Source organism: Methylobacterium komagatae (assembly GCF_042661665.1).
GTDB lineage: Bacteria > Pseudomonadota > Alphaproteobacteria > Rhizobiales > Beijerinckiaceae > Methylobacterium > Methylobacterium komagatae.
The window spans coordinates 3,353,085-3,373,757 of record NZ_JBHSWN010000001.1 but is presented as its reverse complement, the minus strand read 5'-3'; the positions used below and the strand labels follow the sequence as shown (position 1 = coordinate 3,373,757).

The following is a 20,673-nucleotide window of genomic DNA, read 5'->3' as shown; positions in this document are numbered from 1 at the left end:
CGGGAATGTCAAATCTGCCCGGCCACCTCCCTCAGCCGTGCGAACCCGGCATCGAGGTCCGCCTTGAGGTCGGCCGTGTCTTCGAGGCCGATATGGAAGCGCAGCGTCGGCCCGCCCGGCTCCCACCGGGTGGCGGTGCGGAAGGGCGTGCAGTCGAAGGGGATGCACAGGCTCTCGAAGCCGCCCCAGGAAAAGCCCATTCCGAACAGTTCGAGCCCGTCGAGGAAGGCGGCCAGCGCCGCCTCCGGCACCGGCTTCAGCACGATGCTGAACAGGCCGGACGCGCCCGTGAAGTCTCGCTTCCAAATGGCGTGGCCGGGATCCTCCGGCAGGGCGGGATGCAGCACGCGCAGCACCTCCGGCCGGGCCTGGAGCCAGCGGGCCATGTCGAGCCCCTGCTTCTCGTGCTCGCGCAGGCGCAGGCCCATGGTGCGCATGCCGCGCATGGCGAGGAACATGTCCTCGGGCCCGGCGCAGACCGAGAACTGGTGGTAGGTTCGGTTCAGCCGGGGCCAGTACTTCGCGTTGGCCGAGGTGAGGCCGAGCAGCAGGTCGGAGCCGCCACTGAGATACTTGGTGCCCGCCTCGATGGCGATGTCGACACCCTTCTCGTGCGGCGGGAACAGGAGCGGCGTCGCCCAGGTGTTGTCCATGATCACGCAGGCGCCCCGCGCATGGACGACCTCGGCGATGGCCGGGATGTCCTGCATCTCGAAGGTCAGCGAGCCCGGCGCTTCCACCAGCACGGCCCTGGTGTTCTCACGCATCAGGTCCGCGATGCCCGCGCCGACCAGCGGATCGTAATAGGTGGTCTGGACGCCGAAGCGGGCCAACACCTCGTCGCAGAAGATCCGCGTCGGGCGGTAGGCCGAGTCGCTGACGAGGAGATGATCGCCCGCCGAGAGGGCGGCCATCAGCCCGATGGAGAGCGCCGCGAGGCCCGACGGCGTCGCGACCGTGCCCGCCGCCCCGGCGATGTCGCTCCAGGCATCGCAGAGTGCGTCCGAGGTCGGGGTGCCGTGAGTGCCGTAGGTATAGCGCCCGCGCCGGTTCTGAATGTCGTCGTAGGTCGGGAACAGGACGGTGGAGCCGCGATAGATCGGCGTATTCACGAAACCGTGCTGCTCGGACGGATCGCGCCCGGCATGGACGAGTCGCGTCGCGGGGGCGAACCGCTTCTTCGATTCGGGCTTCGGCGTCAGAGACATCGGGACCTGGACTCGCGTGACGGACGAGCGGCACGAAGCCGAGGGCGCCCCCATCCGTCAAGCGCTGCCTTCAGTTGAAGGCCACGCCGACCTCGCCGAGGCTCCGCCAGATCACCCGGCAGGACCAGCGATCTTCGGACGGTTCGAGGGAAAGAAGGAAGGTGTCCGGTACATGGCCCGCCTCCGGGAGGAGTAGTCGGGCGCCCGCGGCCGAGATGTCGCGCACGATGCAGGCGTGATGACCGCTTTCGCCCGCCACGACGCGCCCGGGACGGTCGAGGGCGACGCGCTTTCCCTGCCTGATATTCATCGGTCTTGCTCCGCCCCGCGCTGAAACAATGTCAGGCAAGCTAAGATGGAGCGGCGCGTTAACAGGCCATCCCGGCGATCCCCGAATTGACCTCACAAGGAACGCGCGGGACGGTTTCAAGTGGAACGGCGTTAGCGGATGGTTTTCGGCGGATCGGATTGTTGCGCTTCTTCGTAAGCTTCCATCCACGCCTTGTGATCGTCGGAGCCTTCGGGGTACGGGCACTCGCTCTTCGGCTTGCCGTAGACCCGGGCATTGCGGCCCTGAATGAAGGGGCTGTCGCTGGCGGTGGCTTGAGCGTTCGGCATGGGATCTCGCGCACACAGTGGGAGCTTCGTTAACGGCCCTGTGTGCAATCTGTTGCCGTTCCCCTAGTGCGTTCCCGAGTCCTGCGACGTGCGTATCCTGCGTCCCTTCCTCGGCGGTCTCGTCGTGACCCTCTCGACCGCCATCGTGGTGTTCGTGACGGCTGACCGGCTCACTCACCTCGCGCCTCCGGCTCCGGTGGCCCGCGCGGTGACGCTCGAGCCCTCGGCCACGGGCTCGATCCCGGCTCCGATGCCCGCCCCCGTCGCGGCCATGAAGAAGGCCGCCCCGTCCATCCCGAACGGCTATGACACCGAGCGGCTTCGCGCGCTGATGGCGGGCGATCCGATCATGCGGGGACGGTAGGGCTTCACACCCGTCGTCATTGCGAGGAACGAAGCCATCCAGGGATCCGCCACGATCGGCGTCCCGCTGCCCTGGATTGCTTCGCTTCCGCTCGCAATGACGGGGTCGCTTGTCACCGCGCCGTGCGGAACACCTGCAGGTCGAGATCCCGCACCTTCTTGCGCAGCGTGTTCCGGTTCACACCGAGGAGTTCCGCCGCGCGGATCTGGTTGCCCCGCGTGGCGGCGAGCGCCGCCCCGATCAGAGGACCTTCGATCTCGCGCAGGATGCGGTGGTAGAGGCCGGGCGGTGGCAGCGTGTCACGGTAGCCCGAGAAATAGTCCGACAGGTGTCGTTCCACGGCGCTGGACAGGCTCTCCGACTCTCCTGTCGGCTTGCGCGACGCGCCGTTGGCACCGCCTTGAGCGGGGCTCTGCGCCAGTGGCAGGGTGTCGAGTTCGGCCTCGATGACCGGCCCGGTAATAGTCTCCTGCGGATAGAGTGCGGCGAGGCGCCGGACAAGGTTTTCCAGTTCGCGGACGTTGCCTGGCCAGCGGTACCGCTTGAGCTTCTCCATTGCGTCGCCGTCGAGGGTCTTGCGGGTCAGGCCCTCGCGCTCGACCAGCACGAAGAAGTGACGGACGAGATCCGGCACGTCCTCCGACCGCTCCCGCAGCGCGGGCAGGCGCAGGGGCACGACGTTGAGGCGGAAGAACAGATCCTCGCGGAAGATGCCCTGCTGGATGGAAACCCGCAGATCCTTGTTGGTCGCCGCGATGATGCGAACGTTGGTGCGGATCGGAACCCGGCCGCCCACGGTGGTGTATTCGCCCTGCTGAAGCACGCGCAGCAGGCGGGTCTGCGCCTCCATCGGCATGTCGCCGATCTCGTCGAGGAACAGCGTGCCGCCCTCGGCCTGCTCGAACCGGCCCGCCGACCTTTGGAGCGCCCCGGTGAAGGCGCCCTTCTCGTGGCCGAAGAGTTCCGATTCGATGAGATCGCGCGGGATCGCGGCCATGTTCACCGGCACGAACGGGCCGGTGCGGCGGCGGCCGTAATCGTGGAGCGCTCGGGCCACCAGTTCCTTGCCGGTGCCCGACTCGCCGGTGATCATCACGGTCAGGTCGGTCGGCATGAGGCGGGCGAGAGCCCGGTAGATCTCCTGCATGGCGGGCGAGCGGCCGACCAGCGGGATGTCCTCGTTCTCGGGCCCGGCCCCTTGCGCAGGCGCGCCGCGCGGTCGCGACAGGGCGCGGCCGACGATGGCGATCAGTTCCTTTAAGTCGAAGGGCTTGGGCAGGTATTCGTAGGCCCCGCGCTCGGAGGCGCGGATGGCGGTCATGAACGTGTTCTGCGCGCTCATCACGATGATCGGCAGTTCCGGCCGTACGCGCTTGATGCGCGGCAACAGGTCGAACACGTTCTCGTCGGGCATCACCACGTCGGTGATGACGAGGTCGCCTTCACCCTGCGCGACCCAGCGCCAGAGGGTGGCGCAATTGCCCGTCGATCGGACCTCGTAGCCCGCTCGTGACAGCGCTTGGTTCAGAACGGTGCGGATGGCGGCGTCGTCGTCCGCAACGATGATGTGGCCGTTCGGCATGACTGTTACTCAAAACCTCCGGCAGGCATCCCGATCATGGCTCGACATTGGGCTCGCGCCCATCACGCGCACTCGACATGGGAAGAAGGATGCGGAACGTCGTCCGGCGTGGGGCGGGATCGCACTCGACGATCCCTCCATGGTCGCCGACGATCTTGGCGACCAAAGCAAGACCGAGGCCGGAACCCTGGGCCTTGGTCGTCACGAACGGATCGAACATGTCGCTCAGCATCTCGGCGGAGATGCCGGGGCCATTGTCGCGAATCGCCACCTCGATGGGCAGGCTCACGCGCTCGCGGGATCCGGGGATCTGAAGCCGCAGGCCGGTGCGGAAGGCGGTGGCCAGGGTGATCTCGCCCTCCACCGCATCCGGCCCGATGGCTTCGGCGGCATTCTTCACGAGGTTGAGGATCACTTGGATCAGCTGGTCTCGGTTTCCGAGGACCGGCGGCAGCGACGGATCGTAGGTTTCGATGAAGCGGATGTGCCGGGCAAAGCCCGACTGCGCCGAGCGCTTCACCTGATCGAGCACGCCGTGGACGTTCACCGGGCCGCGCTCGGCCGGGCGCTCGTCCCCGAACAGCTCCATCCGCTCCACGATGCGCACAATCCGGTCCGACTCGTCGCAGATCAGGCGTGTGAGGAGCCTGTCTTCTTCCGCGCCCGTGCTCTCCAGAAGTTGCGCCGCGCCGCGTATGCCGGCCAGCGGGTTCTTGATCTCGTGGGCGAGCATGGCGCCCAGGGCGACCATCGACCGAGCCGCCCCGCGATGGGTGAGCTGGCGGTTCATCTTGTCGGCGATGGTGCGCTCCTGCAGCATCATCACCACGGCATCGCCCTCATCGAGGGGTGTCGCGAAGACGTCGACGCTGCGCTCGGTGCCGGTGCGGGGCTGCGAGAGTTCGACACGGTACTCGCTGACGCTCGCCTTCCGCCGCCGCACCTCGGCCACGAGGGCGATGATCGGCGAGGCGAAGGGGATGATGTCGCGCAGGCGCCGCCGCTGCATCAGCCGCGCCGAATAGTCGAAGAAGGCCTCCGCCGCGTGGTTGCACTGAAGGATGCGCTCATCGCCGCCGATCGTCAGAACCGGCAGCGGCAAGGCGTTCAGAACCGCCTCGCTGCCGGAAAGCTTGAAGCCGGAGTGGGGGAATTCCTCGCTGGTCACGCCGCTTCCCTCATCTCGGGGGCCGGGCCCGCGAAGGCACGGGACAGGAGGGCGAGCGCCGCCTGCGGGTCGGTGGTGGTCAGGAGCGCGCTCCGCTCAGCCGCGCTCAGCGCGCCGCCGGTTTCGGCATAGGCCGCCAGATGCTTCCGCGCGTGGCGGACGCCCATGTGTTGCCCGTAAAGCGACAGCAGCCCCTCGTAATGCTCGGCGGCCAGGGCGGCCTGTTCGGTGCGATCCGGGGCCGCCGCCTCGCGCCCGGCGAGCGCCGCCGCCACCTGCCCGACGAGCCAGGGCCGCCCGGTCGCCGCGCGCCCGATCATCACCCCCGCCGCGCCCGAGGCATCGAGACAGGCCCGTGCCTCGTCGAGGCCGGTGACGTCGCCGTTGGCGATGACGGGAATCGACACCGCCTCCACCACCGCGCGGATCGCCGGCCAATCGGCCCGGCCCTTGTAGAATTGCTGGCGGGTGCGGCCGTGGACCGTCACCGCGTTGAGCCCCAGCCGCTCGGCCCGCCCGGCGAGGTCGGCGGCGTTGCGGGACGCATCGTCCCAGCCGAGCCGCATCTTCACCGTCACGGGAATGGATACCGCGCCGCGCACGGCGGCGAGCAGCCGCTCGGCATGGTCGAGGTCGCGCATCAGCGCCGAGCCCGAAGCGATGCCGGTCACGATCTTGGCGGGGCAGCCCATGTTCACGTCGATCGCGTCGGCCCCGTTCGCCTCCGCCAGCCGGGCGGCCTCGGCCATCGGCGCTGCCTCGCAGCCCGCGAGCTGGACGATATGCGTGTCGATGCCCGCGCCTTCCGCGCGGAGGGTCGCCTCGGCGGAGCCCCGGGCGAACTCCCGCGCAGCCACCATCTCCGACACGACGGCGCTCGCGCCGCAGCGCAAAGCGATGCGCCGCATGTGCAGGTCCGTCACGCCGGACAGCGGTGCCAGGAGGCAGAGAGGCGGATCCCCTGCCGACAGCCCGCGGCGCAGGGCGCCCAAATAATGGTCAGTCTTCATTCTGCTCAACAATGAGGCAAAGCGGGGCCGGACGCAAGCGGCATCGTCGCGTTGATTTCGCCCCCTGCCCCGCTTAAACGACGGGCATGTTTCACAGGTATGGCGCCGGCCGCGCGGCAGGTCTGCCGCCGTTCGAGCCGGGATCCTCGCCTCCATGTCCGCCGCCTCAGAGAATGGAAGCGTCGCCGCCATCGTCGTGGCGGCCGGACGCGGCATCCGCGTCGGCGGCGGGGTGCCGAAGCAATATCGCCGGGTCGCCGGTCAGGCCGTCCTGACCCGCACGCTAGCCGCCCTCGCCTCCCATACCGACGTCGCGACGATCCTACCGGTCATCGCCGCCGATGCGGCCGACTTCTTCCGTGAGTGCCTGGAAGACCTCGATCCTTCGATTCGCGCCCGGATCGCGGAGCCGGTCGAGGGCGGCGCCACCCGCCAGATGTCGGTGCGCGCCGGGCTGGAGGCTTTAGCCTCCGGGACGGCGCCGGAGATCGTTCTCGTCCACGATGCGGCGCGGCCGTTCATCCGCCCGGACCTGATCGCGCGGGCGATCAAGGCCGGGCGCGACCACGGCGGCGCCGTGCCGGGTGTCGCCGTGACCGATACGGTGAAGCGCGTCGAGGAGATCGAGCCCGGCATCGGCCGCGTGACCGAGACTCCGGCGCGCGACGCGTTGCGCGCTGTGCAGACCCCGCAATCCTTCGCCTTCGGTCCGCTGCTCGACGCCCACCGCGCCGCCGCCGCCCAGGACCTGCACGCCTTCACCGATGACGGGGCGCTGGCCGAATGGGCCAGCCTGCCGGTCGTGGTATTCGCGGGCGATATCGACAACCGTAAGATTACCCAGGCCTCGGACCTGATCGAGGCCGACCGGGCCTTCTCATCCGACGCCGCCGGAGCCAGAGCGATGACCCAATATGTGACCCGCCTCGGCACGGGCTTCGACGTTCACGCCTTCACCGAGGGCGACCATGTCTGGCTCGGCGGCATCCGCATCCCGGCCGACCGGGGCGTGCTCGCCCATTCGGACGGCGACGTCGCCCTGCACGCCCTGACCGATGCGCTGCTCGGCGCCATCGCGGACGGCGATATCGGCACCCATTTCCCGCCCTCCGACGAGAAGTGGCGCGGCGCCTCCTCCGACCAGTTCCTGGCCCATGCCTGCGAGTTGGTGCGGGCGCGTGGCGGCCGGATCGATCACCTCGACATCACCGTGCTGGCGGAGGCTCCGCGCATCGGTAAGCACCGCGAGGAGATCCGCGCTCGCATCGCCGCCATCGCCGGGGTGCCGCTCTCGGCCGTCTCGATCAAGGCGACGACGACCGAGAAGCTCGGCTTCGTCGGCCGGGCGGAAGGCCTTGCCGCCCAGGCCGCCGCCACCGTGCGCCTGCCGGATGAGGAAGCGGGCGCCTGAGGGCGCCCGTCCGGTTCAGACCAGCAGCAGCACGGCCGCGATCAGCATCGTCCCGAAGGTGAGCAAAATGCCGCCGCCGCGGCAGGCGAACTGGCGCGGGCTGTTGGGCGGGGCGAACATGCCGACCGGATGCAGAATGCGACCCAGCAGCAGGGCGATCAGAAGCGCCTGAACCGTGCCGTGCGAGGTGCCGCGCGCCTCCAGCAGACCGATCAGGATGATCGCCAGCGGCACGTACTCGCCGAAATTGGCGTGGCTGCGGATGCGCTTCTGCAAATCGTCGCTGCCGCCATCGCCATGAAGCACGTTGCCGGACAGGCGCCCGGCCATCACCCAGCCCGCCAGGCCGAGATAGAGAAGGGCGAGCAGCGCGGCATAATAGGCCGTGGTCGCTGGGAAGATCATCGGGTCGCGTTCTCCATGATTGAGCCGCCAGCCCCAGTGAGGCTAGGGTGAAAGCCTCAGCGACATAGGGCGCGTGACGCCGCCGGGAGTCCTTTTCGCGATGCTCGACGACCCCGAATTGCTCGCCCGCGCCGAGGCCCTCGTCGCGGCCTATGCGAAGGCCGGGCGGACCCTCGCCACGGCCGAATCCTGCACAGGCGGCCTCGTGGCGGCCCTGCTGACGGCGGTGCCGGGCTCCTCCGCCGCCGTGGAGCGCGGCTACGTCACCTATTCGAACGCCGCCAAGGCCGAGGCGATCGGCGTCGATCCGGCGCTCATCGAGACGTATGGGGCGGTGAGCGAGCCAGTGGCCCGCGCCATGGCCGAGGGCGCGCGGGCGGCGTCCCGCGCGGATATGGCGGTAGCGATCACCGGCATCGCCGGGCCGGGGGTGGGAGTGCCGAAAAGCCGGTGGGCCTCGTCCATCTCGCGGTCTCGGGACCCGGCGGCACGATGCATCTCGCCCGTCGCTATGGCGATCTCGGACGGTCGGGGATCCGCCGCGCAGCCGTCGCGGATGCGCTCGGCCTACTCGATAAAGCGCTCGAATATTCCAAGTAAATCCGCGTCCGGCCTCATTTTCAGCGCAGCATGCAGCGTGCTTTAACCATGATAAAATAGCTGCCCGGCCCTGTAAGGGAATCTTCGATATCTTTCGCGGATCATGCCCCGGATTTTCTCTCGGCCGCGATGCAGATCGATCTTCAAACTCTCTACTGGCTGACGGTCGGCACACTGCTCGTCGCTGCGGCGATGATGCTGTGGGAGCGGATGGCTCAGCCCCTGCGCGCGACCGCCCTCGGTCTCTGGGCGGCGGGAGCTCTCGTCTTTGCCGTCGCCTGCGTCGTCGCCATGGTCCGCACGAGCTTTCCTGGCGTAAGCGGCCTTGCGACGGCGAACATCCTGTTTCTCACCGGGTATCTGCTCTGGCTGCACGGGGTGCGGCGCCTCGATGGGCCGGCGCGCGGACTGCGCTGGTACGCCCTGCTCCTCGGCGGCATGGCCGCGCTTTGGACCGTGGCGGGCGTGCATTTCCCTCAGGCCTTCTGGAATCACGTCGCCGCCCTGCCCATCGCCGGCATCTGCGGCGCGACGGCCCTCGTCACCCTGCGCTGCCGGGCCCTCCGGGGCCTGCGCTCCCGTCCCGTCGCCATCGCGATTCCCGCCGGGCACGCGCTGTTCTATGTCGGTCGCGCCTTCATCGTGCCGACCCTCGCGGCCACCTATGGCAGCGAGATCCTGATGAGCGTCGCCAAGGCCACGATGTTCGAGGCGGTGCTGTTCTCGGTCGCGATGCCGATGACCTTCGTCGCTCTGGTGCGTGAGGAAGCGCAGGAGCGTCTGAAGGCCGCCGTGCAGACGGATTACCTCACTGGCTTGTCGAACCGGCACGGCTTCTTCGAGCAGGGCGACAGGGTGCTGGCGACCAGCGCGAAGGATGCCCCGATCTCGCTGCTCGCCTTCGATCTCGACCACTTCAAGTCGATCAACGACCGCTACGGCCACGGGGCGGGCGACGCGGTGATCCGGCTCTTCGCCGTGGTCGCGCGCGATCACATCGCGCCGGAGGCTATCGTGGCGCGGCTCGGCGGCGAGGAATTCGCCGCGCTCCCTGCCGGGGGCTAGTCTCGCGGAGGCTCGGCGGATCGGCGAGGCGGTGGCCTCGCGCTTCGCCGAATCTTCAGCCGAGGGCGTCCGGGCGACGGTGAGCATCGGCCTCGCGGAGACGCGGCCCGGTGGCAGCGATCTCGGCCAGCTCCTCGCGAGCGCCGACAGGGCGCTCTACCGCGCCAAGGCACTCGGCCGGAACCGGGTGGAGGCAGAGGGGCCTGCCGCGGCGGCCTGAACGGTCAGGCCGTGCCGTAGATGCGGGCCGCGCGGCCCTCGAATGCATCGGTGAACTTGCGGAAGGCACGGTCGAACATCGAGCCCATCAGCAGGCCGAGCGTCCGGCTCTTGAACTCGTAAGTGATGAAGAAGTCGACGTCGCAGCCGCCGCCTTCGGCATCCTTGAACGTCCAGCGGTTCTCAAGGTGCCGGAACGGTCCGTCGATGTATTCGGCGACGATCTTGCGGGCCCCCGGATCGAGGCTGACGCGGGTGGTGAACCGCTCGCGGATCGCCTTATAGCCGACGCCCATCTCGGCCACGAGAACCTGACCGCCCTCCGGTTTGTCCTGGCGGCGGATGACGCGCAAGGATTCACAGAGCGGCAGGAATTCGGGATAGCGTTCGACGTCGGCGACGAGGTCGTACATCTGCTCGGCGCTGTGCCGAACCCGGCGCGTGACCCGGAAGGATGGCATTCCGAAGGGACTTTCTCAGGCCGACAGAACGGGGGACAGCTTGGCGTTCCGCGCCGCCTGAAGCTTGGCGAAATCTTCGCCGGCATGGTGCGACGACCGGGTGAGCGGCGTCGCGGAAACGAGCAGGAAGCCCTTGGCGTAGGCCGTGGTCTCGTAGCCCTTGAACTCGTCCGGCGGCACGAAGCGCATCACCGCGTGATGCTTCTTCGAGGGCTGGAGGTACTGGCCGACGGTCAGGAAGTCGACATCCGCCGAGCGCAAGTCGTCCATCAGCTGGAGCACCTCGTTCCGCTCTTCACCGAGGCCGACCATGATGCCGGACTTGGTGAAGATCGACGGGTCGAGCTCCTTCACCCGCTGCAGCAGTCGCACGGAATGGAAGTAGCGGGCGCCCGGGCGAACGGTGAGGTACTTGGAGGGCACCGTTTCAAGGTTGTGGTTGAACACGTCGGGCCGGGCCTCGACCACGATCTCGAGGGCGCCGTCCTTGCGCAGGAAGTCCGGCGTCAGGATCTCGACGGTGGTGCCGGGGCTCGCCCGGCGGATCGCCGCGATGGTACGGGCGAAATGCGTGGCGCCGCCATCCGTCAGGTCGTCCCGGTCCACCGAGGTGATGACCACGTGGTGCAGGCCGAGCTTGGCGACCGAATCGGCGATCTTTTCCGGTTCACCGGTATCGAGGGCGTCCGGCAGGCCGGTGCGCACGTTGCAGAAGGCGCAGGCCCGCGTGCACGTGTCGCCCATGATCATGAAGGTGGCGTGCCGCTTCTCCCAGCATTCGCCGATATTGGGGCAGCCCGCCTCCTCGCAGACGGTGACGAGGCCGTGCTCGCGCACGATCTTTTGCGTCTCGGTCCAGGCCTTAGAGCCCGGTGCCTTCACGCGAATCCAGTCCGGCTTCTTCGGCTGCACCGCCTGATCCGGCCGGTGGGCCTTCTCCGGGTGACGCGGGGGCCGCGGATCATTCTTGATAAGGTCGAGGACGACGGCCATCGGAAACCGGATCGCGCCTGTGCGCGCCTTCGAGGAGTTGATGCTGACTTAGGGCCTTCCCGCCCGCGTCGCAAACGGGCGCGACGCTGGGGCGCGACGGGAACCTCCCCCTGTCTCAGGATCGGCCGAGGCGCTGAAGCGGGTCGGCGATCGATGCAAGGGTCCGCAGAACGTCGATGTCTGTCGAGGAATGCAGATAATTTCAAATTGTATTCGTATTGACTGCTACTTGCGGCTGATTGACCGGCTGTTGTCGGCGTGCATGGTAAATTTTTTGGCCGATCATACAGTTTTGCCGTGATGCTATCCTTGCTCGATACGGTGGAGCGCGCCATCGCTGCCGGAGAATTCGAGGGTGCGGAGGCGGATGCTGAGGCCGGGCTCGCTGAGGCGCCCGACGATTTGGTTCTTCGCGGGAAACTCGCCCAGTGTCTGACGAAGCAATTGCGCTTCGCCGAGGCGATCTCGCACTGGCGCTATATCCTCGATGCGCCGCAGGCGGGCTTGTCCGATCACGTGCCCGCCACCTTCGGCCTAGCGATCTGTGCCGCGCAAAGCGGACAGCCGGAATGGGTGCGCCCGTACATCGACCGGCTGGATCTGAGGTTTTCGTCCCATCCGAGCGATTGGTGCTGGCGGCCCCGTATCCTCACCGCGGCGGGCTTCGCAGAGGAGGCCGAGGCGGAGTTGCGGTCGCTCCTGTCCGACAGGCCCGGCGACCCATTCATCGAGCAGGCGCTTGGCTCAGCGATGCTTCAGCGGGGCGATCCCGAGGGCCATCGCCTTGCGCTGGCCTTCTCGAGTCGCGCCTTCTACCGGATCTATTATCCTGAAACGCCGCTGATCGAGCGGATGTGGCAGGGTGAGCCCCTTGAGGGCCGGTCGGTCACTATCGTTCGGCATGGCGGCTTCGGCGACCTCTTCCAGTTCATCCGCCACGTCCCCCGGCTTCGGCAGCTCGGCGCCGGGTCCATCACCGTCGTCGCGACGACCCGTTGTCACGGGCTGCTCCAAAGCGTCGGCGTCGATGACCTCGTTAGCCTGGACGAGATGGAGGCGGCCCGCAGCCGGAGCGATTGTTGGGTCGGGACCTTTGGCCTCGCGCGGGCCGGGGGCGAAAGCGCGTCGGGGTATCTCCGGGCTCCGCCGAGCGCGCAGGCGGAGGCGATCCTTCAGCAAGCGCGGAGCCGGGCAGCGGGCCGCCCCTGCATCGGCCTGTACTGGTACAGCGACATGGATCTCGGTGAGGCGAAGAGCATCCCGCTCGCTGCCATCGCGCCGCTCCTTGCCCGCAGCGACATCCATTGGGTCATCCTTCAGCGCGGCTTCGGGCTCCGACGCCTGCACGCGGCCGAGATCGGTCTCGACGCCACGGTGACGGTGGTGGACCTGCCCTTCGATGATGCGGGCGCGCTCATCGCCGGGCTCGATGGCGTCGCCTCGATCTGCGCGTGGCCCTTCCACCTCGCGGGGGCCTTGGGCGTGCGGACATGGTTGATCGCGGGACGCGTGCTGGACGGGCGGCATATGAACCGCGAGCGGGATTCGGTCGTCTACCCGGCTTGCGCCACCCTGATGCGCCAGCCGACTGTCGGTGACTGGCCGGGGGCCATCGCCCTGTTGATGGGCGAACTCGATGCCCTCACCCGGCCGCGGGGGCCTGCTGCGCTTCCCGTACCAGAGCCATGTTGAGGCGCGGGTCGTTGTACATCTTGAACTGGCGGTAGGTGCGGAATCGCGCCTGACCCTGGCGGCATTCGGTGAGAAGGGCGTCGAGGCAGCCGGACAGGTCACTTCGCTGGAGGCAAAGCCGCGCGAGCTTGTCGGCGCAAGCGGCGCGGTGCGCGTCATCGACGTCCCCCTCTCCACCTGTGCCGCCATGTGAAAGATTTTCAGGCTGGCGATGGAGAGCCGATCGATGATCGAGCCGGGGGTTTCGCTGTTGAGCCGGGCCTGCGCGGCGGCGGGCGCCGACATCAGCGTCTCCAGCACCTCGTCCATGCGTTCGACCGCATCGTTCCGCGCTTGATTGAACCTGTCGATCGCCCGCTTGTTGGCCGCAATCTCCGCGTCGCGCACATGCGTCCGCCGGGCGAGATCTTCCTCTGCCCAGAGCTGCATGTTGTTGCGGTGATTGTCCGCCAGGGCCAGCCAGAGCGCGGTCCCGTTTGGCGGCGGCAAGAGGGTTCCGTCCGCGAAGAAGGCCCGCGTTCCCTCCGCGTGGAAGGCCGTGACCGCATCGCCCGTAACGGGCAGGAACACCACGGCGCTCATGCGTCCCGCGTCATCAAGAGATCGCAGGCGCTCAAGGGGTTCGTGTCGTCGAGGCGGGCGCGGATCGCTGCAATGCCCTCCCCGGTCGCCGGGAAGGCCGGCATCTCAGACGGCTCGCCACGGTCAGCCGGGTGAAATTCTCGCACAGGAAGGCCGCCAAGCCGTCCATCATGCCATTGCGCTGGAGGCCGTAAGGCCAGAACTCGATGACGAAGGGCGCCCCGGCCGCGACGGCGGCTCTCGCCCCGAGCAGGACCTGGAACTCCCAGCCCTGCACGTCGATCCAGATCAGGGAGCGTGGGAGCCGTTCGGATAGTCCCTCGCGAGTCAGAAGGTCGTCGAGACGTGTCGATTCTACCCGATAGGTCGGCCATGCCTCCTCACCGAACGCGCCCGGCTCCGAGGAATGCTTGACCCGATGGTCGCCCTTATTCTCCGGCGAAAGCTGGAACTCCAGAAGCTCGCCCGAGGTGGCGCCCGCGGCGGTATTGATGGCGACCACACGATCCTGAAGATCGTTGAGGTACAGGTTCGCCATCAGCGTGCGGTAATTCAGTTGGTCCGCCTCGACGGCCAGGACCTGCTTGGCATGGCCCCTGGCCGCTGCGGGGATCGTGACCGTGCCGAGATTGGCGCCGACATCGACCAACAGATCGCGAGGTCCACCCAGATGCGCGACGGTGCGCTCGAAGGTTTCGAACTCGAAGCTGCCGTTTCTGGCTAGGGAGCGCGAGATGAAGTTATCGCGCTGAAGCGAGACGAAAACTTCCGGTCCGACATTCGAAAGGGCGAAGAGACTGTCGTTGCCTTCTTCGTATTCGATCTCCCTCAACTCCGGCAGGTTGGTCGTCCGCGTAAGGCGGAGCATGGCGCGCCAGAGATCGCCGAGTTGTCCGGTATCGACCAAACCTGAGGGACGGATGGTTTGCGGATTTCGACTATGGGTCGAGACATACGACATGATCCGCTCGTCCCACGACCCGGGGCAATGACCCGAAGACGGTGCCATTGCCCGCAGGCTTCACAATCTGCCAGTCATCTCGCTTTTAACCTCTCTTATTGTCGCCTTCTACTGGCTATAGATTGAATGTAATATTTGAATAACCACCGAAGATTGTTTTGAGCGATCGTCAGAGGCCCAATATGCGCACGAACAGCCCCGCCAGGACCGCGCCGATGGCCGGTCCGGCCACGGGGATCAGCGCATAACCCCAATCCGACGATCCCTTGCCCGCGATGGGCAGGACCGCGTGAGCAATGCGGGGGCCGAGATCGCGGGCGGGGTTGATCGCGTAGCCGGTGGTGCCGCCCAGCGACAGGCCGATGCCCCAGACCAACATCGCCACGAGGTAGGGTGCCACACCGCGCGAGAACGTGCCGGTGCTCCCGGAAGTGCTCGTCACCAGGGCGGCGATGGTGAAGACGAGGAAGAAGGTGCCCACGATCTCCGAAATCATGTTGGCTCGCGTGTTGCGGATCGCCGGGCCCGTGCAGAACACTGCGAGCTTCAGGTCCGCCTCGGGCGTCTCGGCCCAATGCGGCAGGTAGTGCAGCCACACCACGACCCCGCCTAGGAAGGCGCCAAGGAACTGGGCCGGCAGGTAGACTGCGAGTTTCGAATAGTCGCCGGTGCTGACCGCCCCGCCCAGCGTCACCGCCGGGTTGATATGAGCGTCGGGGCTGCCGGTCGCGTTGGCCACGAACACCCCGGCAAGCACCGCGAAGGCCCAGCCGGCGGTGATGCCGATCCAGCCCATGGCCTCGCCCTTGGAGCGCTTGAGCAGCGCCCCCGCCACCACCCCGTCGCCGAGCACGATGAGCGTCATCGTACCCAGCATCTCGCCCAGGAACGGCGATGCCATGATGTGTCCTCCCTTTGTGGTTTGTTGGTATTCGTCCTGCCCACCCCCTCATCATCAGGTGCGGCGCTGGCCGCATCGAAGGAGAGCCCCAGAGATCTCGGCGCGATCTGGAGGCCTCCTGCGAGGCCCGCCGGGGCGGGCACCTCAGGATGAGGAGGCGGGTGGCCTTAAAGGCTCGGGACGGAACCCCGTCCTCAGTCCTCGTCCGCCTTCCAATCAAAGGAGCGTTGCACCGCCCGGCTCCACATGGCCGCGGTGGTCTCGCGGCGGGCGGCGTCCATCTTGGGCTCCCAGCGCTTGTCGACGCCCCAGTTGCGCTTGAGGTCGTCGAGCCCCTTCCAGTAGCCGACCGCGAGGCCCGCCACGTAAGCGGCGCCGAGCGCCGTCGTCTCCGAGACCTTCGGGCGTACGACCGGCACGTCGAGGATATCCGCCTGGAACTGCATCAGCGTGCCGTTGGCGACCATGCCGCCATCGGCGCGCAACTCCTTCACGGGGATACCGGAATCCTTCTCCATCGCGGCCAGCACCTCGCGGGTCTGGAAGGCGGTCGCCTCCAGCACCGAGCGGGCGATGTGCCCCCGGTTGGCGTAGCGGGTCAGGCCGATGATCAGGCCGCGCGCGCCCTCGTTCCAGTGCGGCGCGTAGAGGCCCGAGAAGGCGGGCACGAAATAGACCCCGCCATTGTCTTCGACCGTCCCGGCGAGGCTTTCCACCTCGGCCGAGTCCTTGATCATGTGCAGGTTGTCGCGCAGCCACTGCACCAGAGCGCCCGTGATGGCGATGGAGCCTTCGAGGGCGTAGACCGGCTTCTGCCCATCGAGCCGGTAGCCCAGAGTGGTGACGAGACCCGCCTTGGAAGGCACCGCCTCCTCGCCCGTATTCATCAGCGCGAAGCAGCCGGTGCCGTAGGTGTTCTTGGCCTCGCCGGGAGTGAAGCAGGTCTGGCCGAACAGCGCTGCCTGCTGGTCGCCGAGGATGCCCGCGATCGGCACGCGCGCGAACTCGCCCCTCGCCTCGCCGTAGACCTCGCTCGATGAGACGATCTTCGGCAGCATCGCGCGAGGGATGCGGAAGGTGGAAAGCATCCCCTCGTCCCATTCCAGGGATTTCAGGGACATGAGCTGCGTGCGGCTGGCATTGGTCACGTCGGTAGCGTGCAGGCCCCCGTCCGGCCCGCCGGTGAGGTTCCAGAGCAGCCACGTGTCGATGTTGCCGAATAGGACATCGCCCGCTTCGGCCTTCTCCCGCGCGCCCTCCACGTGGTCGAGAAGCCAGCGCAGCTTCAGGCCGGAGAAGTAGCTCGCCAGGGGCAGGCCGGTGAGATCGCGGAAGCGGTCGCGCCCTCCGTCATGGGCGAATTCCGAGACAAGGCGGTCGTTGCGGGTATCCTGCCAGACGAGGGCGTTGTGCAGAGGCTTGCCCGTCTTCCGGTCCCAGATGACCGTCGTCTCGCGCTGGTTGGTGATGCCGATGGCCGCGAGGTCCTTCGGCGTGAGGTTGCCCTTGGCGAGGGCCACCTTCATCACCTTCTGTGTCTTCGCCCAAATCTCGGCGGCGTCGTGCTCGACATGGCCCGGCGCCGGGTAGATCTGCGCGTGTTCTTCCTGCGCGACCGTGATGACGGTCCCCTCACGGTCGAACACCATGAAGCGGGTGCTGGTCGTGCCCTGGTCGATGGCCCCGATATAACGGCTCATCGTTTCCTCCTTCGTTCATCCCCACCGGTCTCGGCCGGTTCGGGGGTTGGATTTGGCAACCGGGCCGCAACGGCCCGTTTCTCAGGATGGTAATTTCACCCGCTCATTCCCGCGCTGGTTGCTCGCTTCCGAACCCCTATCGTTCGTATGCGAGGCGCGCGCTGTCGTCCCGGTGGGCCACGGCCTCACGGACGAAAGGGAACTCGCGACGTTCGGAATGAGCCGTAGAACGTGATTGACGCGTGAAGTCCTGGAGCGATCACCGCAAGCGGTCCGCGCAGGGGCGTAGCATCCGCCATTGTGTCCTTCCCTGAATGCTTTTCCTGCGATCTTACGTCGCTCTTTCGTTTTCGCAAGCGAAAATTTTGTGTTCGCTACAGGTCATCGGCGACGGCGAGCGTTACCCCCTCTCGCTCCATCATGGCGGCGATGCCGGGAGGGGGCATCCGGTCGGTGAAGAACGTGTCGATCTGCGAGAGATGGCCCGCCTGCACCATCGGGCGGCGGGTGAATTTGGTGTGGTCGGCCACGAGGAAGGTGCGCTTGGCATGGGCTAGGATCGCCTGCGTCGCGCGGACTTCCTCGTAATCGTAGTCGAGAAGCGCCCCGTCCGCGTCGATGCCGCTGATGCCGATCACCGCCACGTCGACCCGGAACTGGCCGAGCGTGTCGCTGGTGAGTTGCCCCAATACGGCGCCGTCGCGGTTGCGCACCGTGCCCCCGGCCACGACGATGCGGAAGGCGGTGGCGTCGGCGAGCGAGAGCGCCACGTGCAGGTTGTTCGTAATGACGCTGAGATCGTCGTGGCGGGTCAGCTCACGGGCCACCGCCTCGGGCGTGGTGCCGATATTGACGAAGACCGAGCAATGCGACGGGATGCGGCTCGCGGCGAGACGACCGATACGGGTCTTTTCCGCGAGAAGGGTCACGCGGCGGTCGGCATAGTCGATGTTCTCGACGCTGGAGGGCAGGCCGCCACCGCCGCGATAGCGTTCCAGCCGGCCCTCGGCGCTGAGTTCGTTGAGGTCCCGGCGGATCGTCTGGACCGTGACGCCGAACTGGCTCGCCAGGGCCTCGATCGTCATGAAGCCGCGATGGCGGACTGCCGCTACGATCGCGTCGCGGCGCGCCTCGACGCCGCCCTCGCCCCGGTGCTCCACCGGTTGCGCCATTCCGTTCCTCCGCCCCTCGTTTTCGCTTGGCAACATAGCGTTGCCGCGAGGGCGCGCAAACGCGCTGGGGGAGAGGCGTCCTCAGAAAAAAGGCCCGCCGATCCGGCGGGCCTCAAGACACTTACATGCCGTTGCGCATCCGGCGGTGATGCATCTTGCGGTGATGGTGCATGCGCTTGTGCATGCTGCGCTTCTTCATCATCGGGCGAGCGGCCGGACGTTCCATCTCGGCACCCTGGACTGCGCGCTCCATGCCGCCACGGGGGCCGCCGGCCTGCGAGCCGGACATGTTGTAGGGCGAGCCGCCCTGGGCGAAGGCCGAGCCTGCGACCAGCGTGAGCGCCGCAGCGCCGAACAGAATGCTCCTCATGGGTGTCGTCCTTTCCTATGCGACCGGGCACCGCCTGTGGCGCCCTGGTCGTCGTGCCTCGCAAAGACGCGGCGCAGGACATGGTTCCGCAGTTAAGACATTTTCGATGGGCAATTGCCGATCGCATCGGCTCGGCTAGCTTCATGCCGGTAAGGGGAGGCCGGGGTGGCGGGCGAAACGACGGCTTATCTGATGCTCGACGTGGCGGGCACGGTCTGCGCGCTCCCCCGCGAAGCAGTGGCGGAGGTGTTGCCCCTGCCCGAACTCCAGGCGGCTCCCGCCTCGGGCGGCTGGCTCGCGGGCTTCGTCAATCTCGGCGGTCGGCCTGTACCCGTCCTCGACCTCGCGCCCATCCTGGGCCTGCGCGAGGCCGGCGCGGGCGCAGGACTCTATGCCCATCTCATCCTCGCCCGGGACCGGTCCCTCGCGTGGCTCGTGGACCGGGTGGCCGATCTCGCCCTGGTGCCCGCCTCCGCGCAACGTCCGGCCGATCCGGCGGCGAGCCTGAACGGCTGCGTCGCGGCGGGGCTCGCCCTGTCGGACCGCCTCGTGCCTGCCCTCGATCCGGAGCGGCTTCTCACGGAGGCCGAGCAGGCGCGCGTCGAGAGTCTGGCGCGGGCGGCCGCGTCGCGCCTCTCCGCCTTGCCCGATCCTACGACGGCCTGAGACGGATGCGCCGGACCGGCCGCTTCCAGTTCGATCCCGAGGCCGAGCCCGCCTATGCCGGGCTGAAGGCGCGCATCATTGCGCGCACCGGCCATGCCTATTACGCCGACAAGGACGAACTACTCCTCGAACGGCTCTACCGACGCCTGCGTGCGACCGGTGTCCCCGATCTCGCCGCCTACCATTCCATCTTGGATGATGGGGCTGCGGGGGAGAGTGAGTGGGCGCGGCTCGAGGCCGAGATCACCATCGGGGAGACGTTCTTCTTCCGCTACAGCGAGCAATTCGCCGCCCTGCGCGGCACGATCCTCCCCGGCCTCGTTGCCGCGCGAAGGGCCGAGCGGCGCCTGCGGATCTGGAGCGCGGGCTGCTCCACGGGGGCCGAGCCCTATTCCCTGGCGATCCTCGTGCGCGAGATCCTGGGCGAGGCCCTGCCCGACTGGCGGGTGAGCATCCTCGGCACCGACATCAGCGCCGAGGCCATCGCGACGGCGCGGGCGGGGGAATACGGACGCTGGGCGCTGCGGACGATGCCGCCGGAGGAGCGCCTCCGCTACTTCACCCATCTGCCGCCGGAGCCGGGGATCCGCCGCGAAGGCGGTTTCGCCCTGCGCACCGAATTCCGGCAGATGGTCCGCTTCAAACAAGGGAATCTGCTGGCCGTCGCGGAGCCCCCGGGAATGAGGAGGGCTACGACCTCATCCTGTGCCGCAACGTGCTGATCTACTTCGATGCGGCCACCGTGACGCGGGTGGTGCATGGCTTCGGGCGGCGTCTGCGGCCCGAGGGCTGGCTGCTGCTGGGTCATGCCGAGCCGAACCCGACCTTCTCCGCCTTCCTCGACCCGGTCAGCCTGCCGGGAACCGTCGCCTACCGGCCGGGGGGCACCCTGGCGCCGGAGGTGTCGTTTCAGGCTTTGGGCGACGAAACGCCCTCATCCTCTCCCGCGCCTTATCTCGAGCTGCCCGCCTTGGTGGGCCTCGAAGAAGGCCCCCAGGAATTGCAGAATCTCCCGGAGACCTCTTCCGCGACCGTTCCGCAGCACCTCAGGATGAGGGAGGTGGATGGCAATGAGGGCGACTCTGACGAACAGCCTTCGGACGATCTCCCCGAGGATCCCCTCGACCGGGTCCGGATCCTGGCGGATGCGGGCGAGACCGGCGCGGCGTGGCGGGCGGTGCGGGAGGCGCTCGACGCCGACCCGACCAATGCGCGGCTGCGCTTCTACGAGGGGCTCGTCGCGGCCAGCCTCGGACGGGAGGCCGAGGCGGAGCGGGCCCTACGAGCCTCGCTCTATCTCGACCGGGGCTTCGTGATGGCGCATTACCATCTCGGATTGCTGCTGCTCGGCCTCGGCCGCCGGGCGGAGGCGGCCCGCGCCCTCGACAACGCCTTCGCCCTGAGCCAATCCCTGCCACCGGATGCGGTGCTGCCGGAAGGCGACGGGGCGCTTGCCAGCGAGGTCGCGGCCGGGGTTGAGGCAGCGCTCGGCCGGAGCGGTGAGACGATGCGGGGGCGGGCCTGA

20 protein-coding genes and 3 pseudogenes are annotated in these 20,673 nt (G+C 67.8%); 8 read left to right on the top strand and 15 right to left on the bottom strand.

Features of this window, described 5'->3' with window-relative positions; translation table 11 throughout:
- Positions 1–8 precede the first annotated feature (8 nt).
- The 3 genes from metC to ACFQE0_RS16785 all read right to left on the bottom strand — a co-directional run bounded on the left by metC (position 9) and on the right by ACFQE0_RS16785 (position 1,826).
- Positions 9–1,208 (bottom strand): cystathionine beta-lyase, encoded by a 1,200-nt coding sequence (gene metC / locus ACFQE0_RS16795; RefSeq protein WP_378971655.1) that lies wholly within the window; start codon positions 1,206–1,208, stop codon positions 9–11.
- Between the two features lie 70 nt (positions 1,209–1,278).
- Positions 1,279–1,518 carry a PilZ domain-containing protein gene (locus tag ACFQE0_RS16790; protein ID WP_378971652.1) on the bottom strand — a complete coding sequence of 80 codons (240 nt, stop codon included), beginning with the start codon at positions 1,516–1,518 and terminating at the stop codon, positions 1,279–1,281.
- Positions 1,519–1,649: 131 nt separating this feature from the next.
- Positions 1,650–1,826: a ribosome modulation factor gene (locus ACFQE0_RS16785; RefSeq protein WP_378971650.1), complete on the bottom strand. Its 177-nt coding sequence runs from the start codon at positions 1,824–1,826 to the stop codon at positions 1,650–1,652.
- An 88-nt stretch (positions 1,827–1,914) separates the two neighbouring features.
- Between ACFQE0_RS16785 and ACFQE0_RS16780 the strand changes: the two genes are divergently transcribed.
- The gene (locus ACFQE0_RS16780) at positions 1,915–2,190 is read left to right on the top strand and encodes a hypothetical protein (protein ID WP_378971647.1); all 276 of its coding nucleotides are present in this window, start codon (positions 1,915–1,917) and stop codon (positions 2,188–2,190) included.
- A 112-nt stretch (positions 2,191–2,302) separates the two neighbouring features.
- Here the strand turns inward: ACFQE0_RS16780 and ntrC are convergent, their stop codons facing one another.
- The 3 genes from ntrC to dusB are packed head-to-tail and all read right to left on the bottom strand — an operon-like array spanning position 2,303 to position 5,950.
- On the bottom strand, positions 2,303–3,772 hold the full coding sequence (gene ntrC / locus ACFQE0_RS16775; protein WP_378971645.1) for a nitrogen regulation protein NR(I): 1,470 nt from the start codon (positions 3,770–3,772) through the stop codon (positions 2,303–2,305).
- Positions 3,773–3,806: 34 nt separating this feature from the next.
- Positions 3,807–4,940 (bottom strand): two-component system sensor histidine kinase NtrB, encoded by a 1,134-nt coding sequence (locus tag ACFQE0_RS16770; protein WP_378971643.1) that lies wholly within the window; start codon positions 4,938–4,940, stop codon positions 3,807–3,809.
- Positions 4,937–5,950, bottom strand: coding sequence for a tRNA dihydrouridine synthase DusB (gene dusB / locus ACFQE0_RS16765; protein ID WP_378971640.1), 1,014 nt, complete (start codon positions 5,948–5,950; stop codon positions 4,937–4,939). Before dusB ends, ACFQE0_RS16770 begins: the two co-directional genes overlap by 4 nt.
- Before the next feature lie 154 nt (positions 5,951–6,104).
- Between dusB and ACFQE0_RS16760 the strand changes: the two genes are divergently transcribed.
- Complete coding sequence (locus ACFQE0_RS16760) at positions 6,105–7,361, top strand: bifunctional 2-C-methyl-D-erythritol 4-phosphate cytidylyltransferase/2-C-methyl-D-erythritol 2,4-cyclodiphosphate synthase (protein ID WP_378971638.1); 1,257 nt, start codon at positions 6,105–6,107, stop codon at positions 7,359–7,361.
- 15 nt (positions 7,362–7,376) lie between these two features.
- Here ACFQE0_RS16760 and ACFQE0_RS16755 read toward each other — a convergent pair whose 3' ends face one another.
- Entirely contained in the window at positions 7,377–7,766 is a 390-nt protein-coding gene (locus ACFQE0_RS16755; protein WP_378971635.1) for an MAPEG family protein, read from the bottom strand.
- A 100-nt stretch (positions 7,767–7,866) separates the two neighbouring features.
- Here ACFQE0_RS16755 and ACFQE0_RS16750 point away from each other — a divergent pair.
- The 3 genes and pseudogenes from ACFQE0_RS16750 to ACFQE0_RS16740 all read left to right on the top strand — a co-directional run bounded on the left by ACFQE0_RS16750 (position 7,867) and on the right by ACFQE0_RS16740 (position 9,651).
- Positions 7,867–8,366: pseudogene (locus tag ACFQE0_RS16750) on the top strand (CinA family protein).
- 129 nt (positions 8,367–8,495) lie between these two features.
- Entirely contained in the window at positions 8,496–9,431 is a 936-nt protein-coding gene (locus ACFQE0_RS16745) for a GGDEF domain-containing protein (protein ID WP_378971633.1), read from the top strand.
- The gene (locus ACFQE0_RS16740) at positions 9,358–9,651 is read left to right on the top strand and encodes a diguanylate cyclase (RefSeq protein WP_378975526.1); all 294 of its coding nucleotides are present in this window, start codon (positions 9,358–9,360) and stop codon (positions 9,649–9,651) included. Before ACFQE0_RS16745 ends, ACFQE0_RS16740 begins: the two co-directional genes overlap by 74 nt.
- 4 nt (positions 9,652–9,655) lie before the next feature.
- Here the strand turns inward: ACFQE0_RS16740 and ACFQE0_RS16735 are convergent, their stop codons facing one another.
- A complete protein-coding gene (locus tag ACFQE0_RS16735) occupies positions 9,656–10,111 on the bottom strand; it encodes a type II toxin-antitoxin system RatA family toxin (RefSeq protein ID WP_378971631.1) in 456 nt (151 codons plus the stop codon).
- Positions 10,112–10,126: 15 nt separating this feature from the next.
- On the bottom strand, positions 10,127–11,104 hold the full coding sequence (lipA, locus tag ACFQE0_RS16730) for a lipoyl synthase (RefSeq protein WP_378971628.1): 978 nt from the start codon (positions 11,102–11,104) through the stop codon (positions 10,127–10,129).
- 300 nt (positions 11,105–11,404) lie between these two features.
- Here lipA and ACFQE0_RS16725 point away from each other — a divergent pair, with 300 nt between their 5' ends.
- Positions 11,405–12,796 carry a tetratricopeptide repeat protein gene (locus ACFQE0_RS16725; protein WP_378971626.1) on the top strand — a complete coding sequence of 464 codons (1,392 nt, stop codon included), beginning with the start codon at positions 11,405–11,407 and terminating at the stop codon, positions 12,794–12,796.
- On the opposite strand, the pseudogene ACFQE0_RS16720 reads toward ACFQE0_RS16725, so the two are convergent.
- The 6 genes and pseudogenes from ACFQE0_RS16720 to ACFQE0_RS16695 form a co-directional block, all read right to left on the bottom strand.
- Positions 12,747–13,225 (bottom strand): annotated as a pseudogene (locus ACFQE0_RS16720) (DUF4254 domain-containing protein). The gene ACFQE0_RS16725 and the pseudogene ACFQE0_RS16720 overlap by 50 nt on opposite strands.
- Before the next feature lie 184 nt (positions 13,226–13,409).
- Positions 13,410–14,246, bottom strand: a complete 837-nt coding sequence (locus ACFQE0_RS16715) for an FkbM family methyltransferase (protein WP_378971623.1) — start codon at positions 14,244–14,246, stop codon at positions 13,410–13,412.
- 262 nt (positions 14,247–14,508) lie between these two features.
- The gene (locus ACFQE0_RS16710) at positions 14,509–15,240 is read right to left on the bottom strand and encodes an MIP/aquaporin family protein (protein WP_378971621.1); all 732 of its coding nucleotides are present in this window, start codon (positions 15,238–15,240) and stop codon (positions 14,509–14,511) included.
- Between the two features lie 194 nt (positions 15,241–15,434).
- A complete protein-coding gene (gene glpK, locus ACFQE0_RS16705) occupies positions 15,435–16,940 on the bottom strand; it encodes a glycerol kinase GlpK (RefSeq protein ID WP_378971619.1) in 1,506 nt (501 codons plus the stop codon).
- A gap of 374 nt (positions 16,941–17,314) precedes the next feature.
- A complete protein-coding gene (locus tag ACFQE0_RS16700) occupies positions 17,315–18,112 on the bottom strand; it encodes a DeoR/GlpR family DNA-binding transcription regulator (RefSeq protein ID WP_378971617.1) in 798 nt (265 codons plus the stop codon).
- A 121-nt stretch (positions 18,113–18,233) separates the two neighbouring features.
- Positions 18,234–18,482, bottom strand: a complete 249-nt coding sequence (locus tag ACFQE0_RS16695) for a hypothetical protein (RefSeq protein WP_378971615.1) — start codon at positions 18,480–18,482, stop codon at positions 18,234–18,236.
- Between the two features lie 165 nt (positions 18,483–18,647).
- On the opposite strand from ACFQE0_RS16695, the gene ACFQE0_RS16690 reads away from it, so the two are divergent.
- Positions 18,648–19,148 (top strand): chemotaxis protein CheW, encoded by a 501-nt coding sequence (locus ACFQE0_RS16690; RefSeq protein WP_378971613.1) that lies wholly within the window; start codon positions 18,648–18,650, stop codon positions 19,146–19,148.
- A gap of 5 nt (positions 19,149–19,153) precedes the next feature.
- Positions 19,154–20,673 (top strand): annotated as a pseudogene (locus tag ACFQE0_RS16685) (CheR family methyltransferase).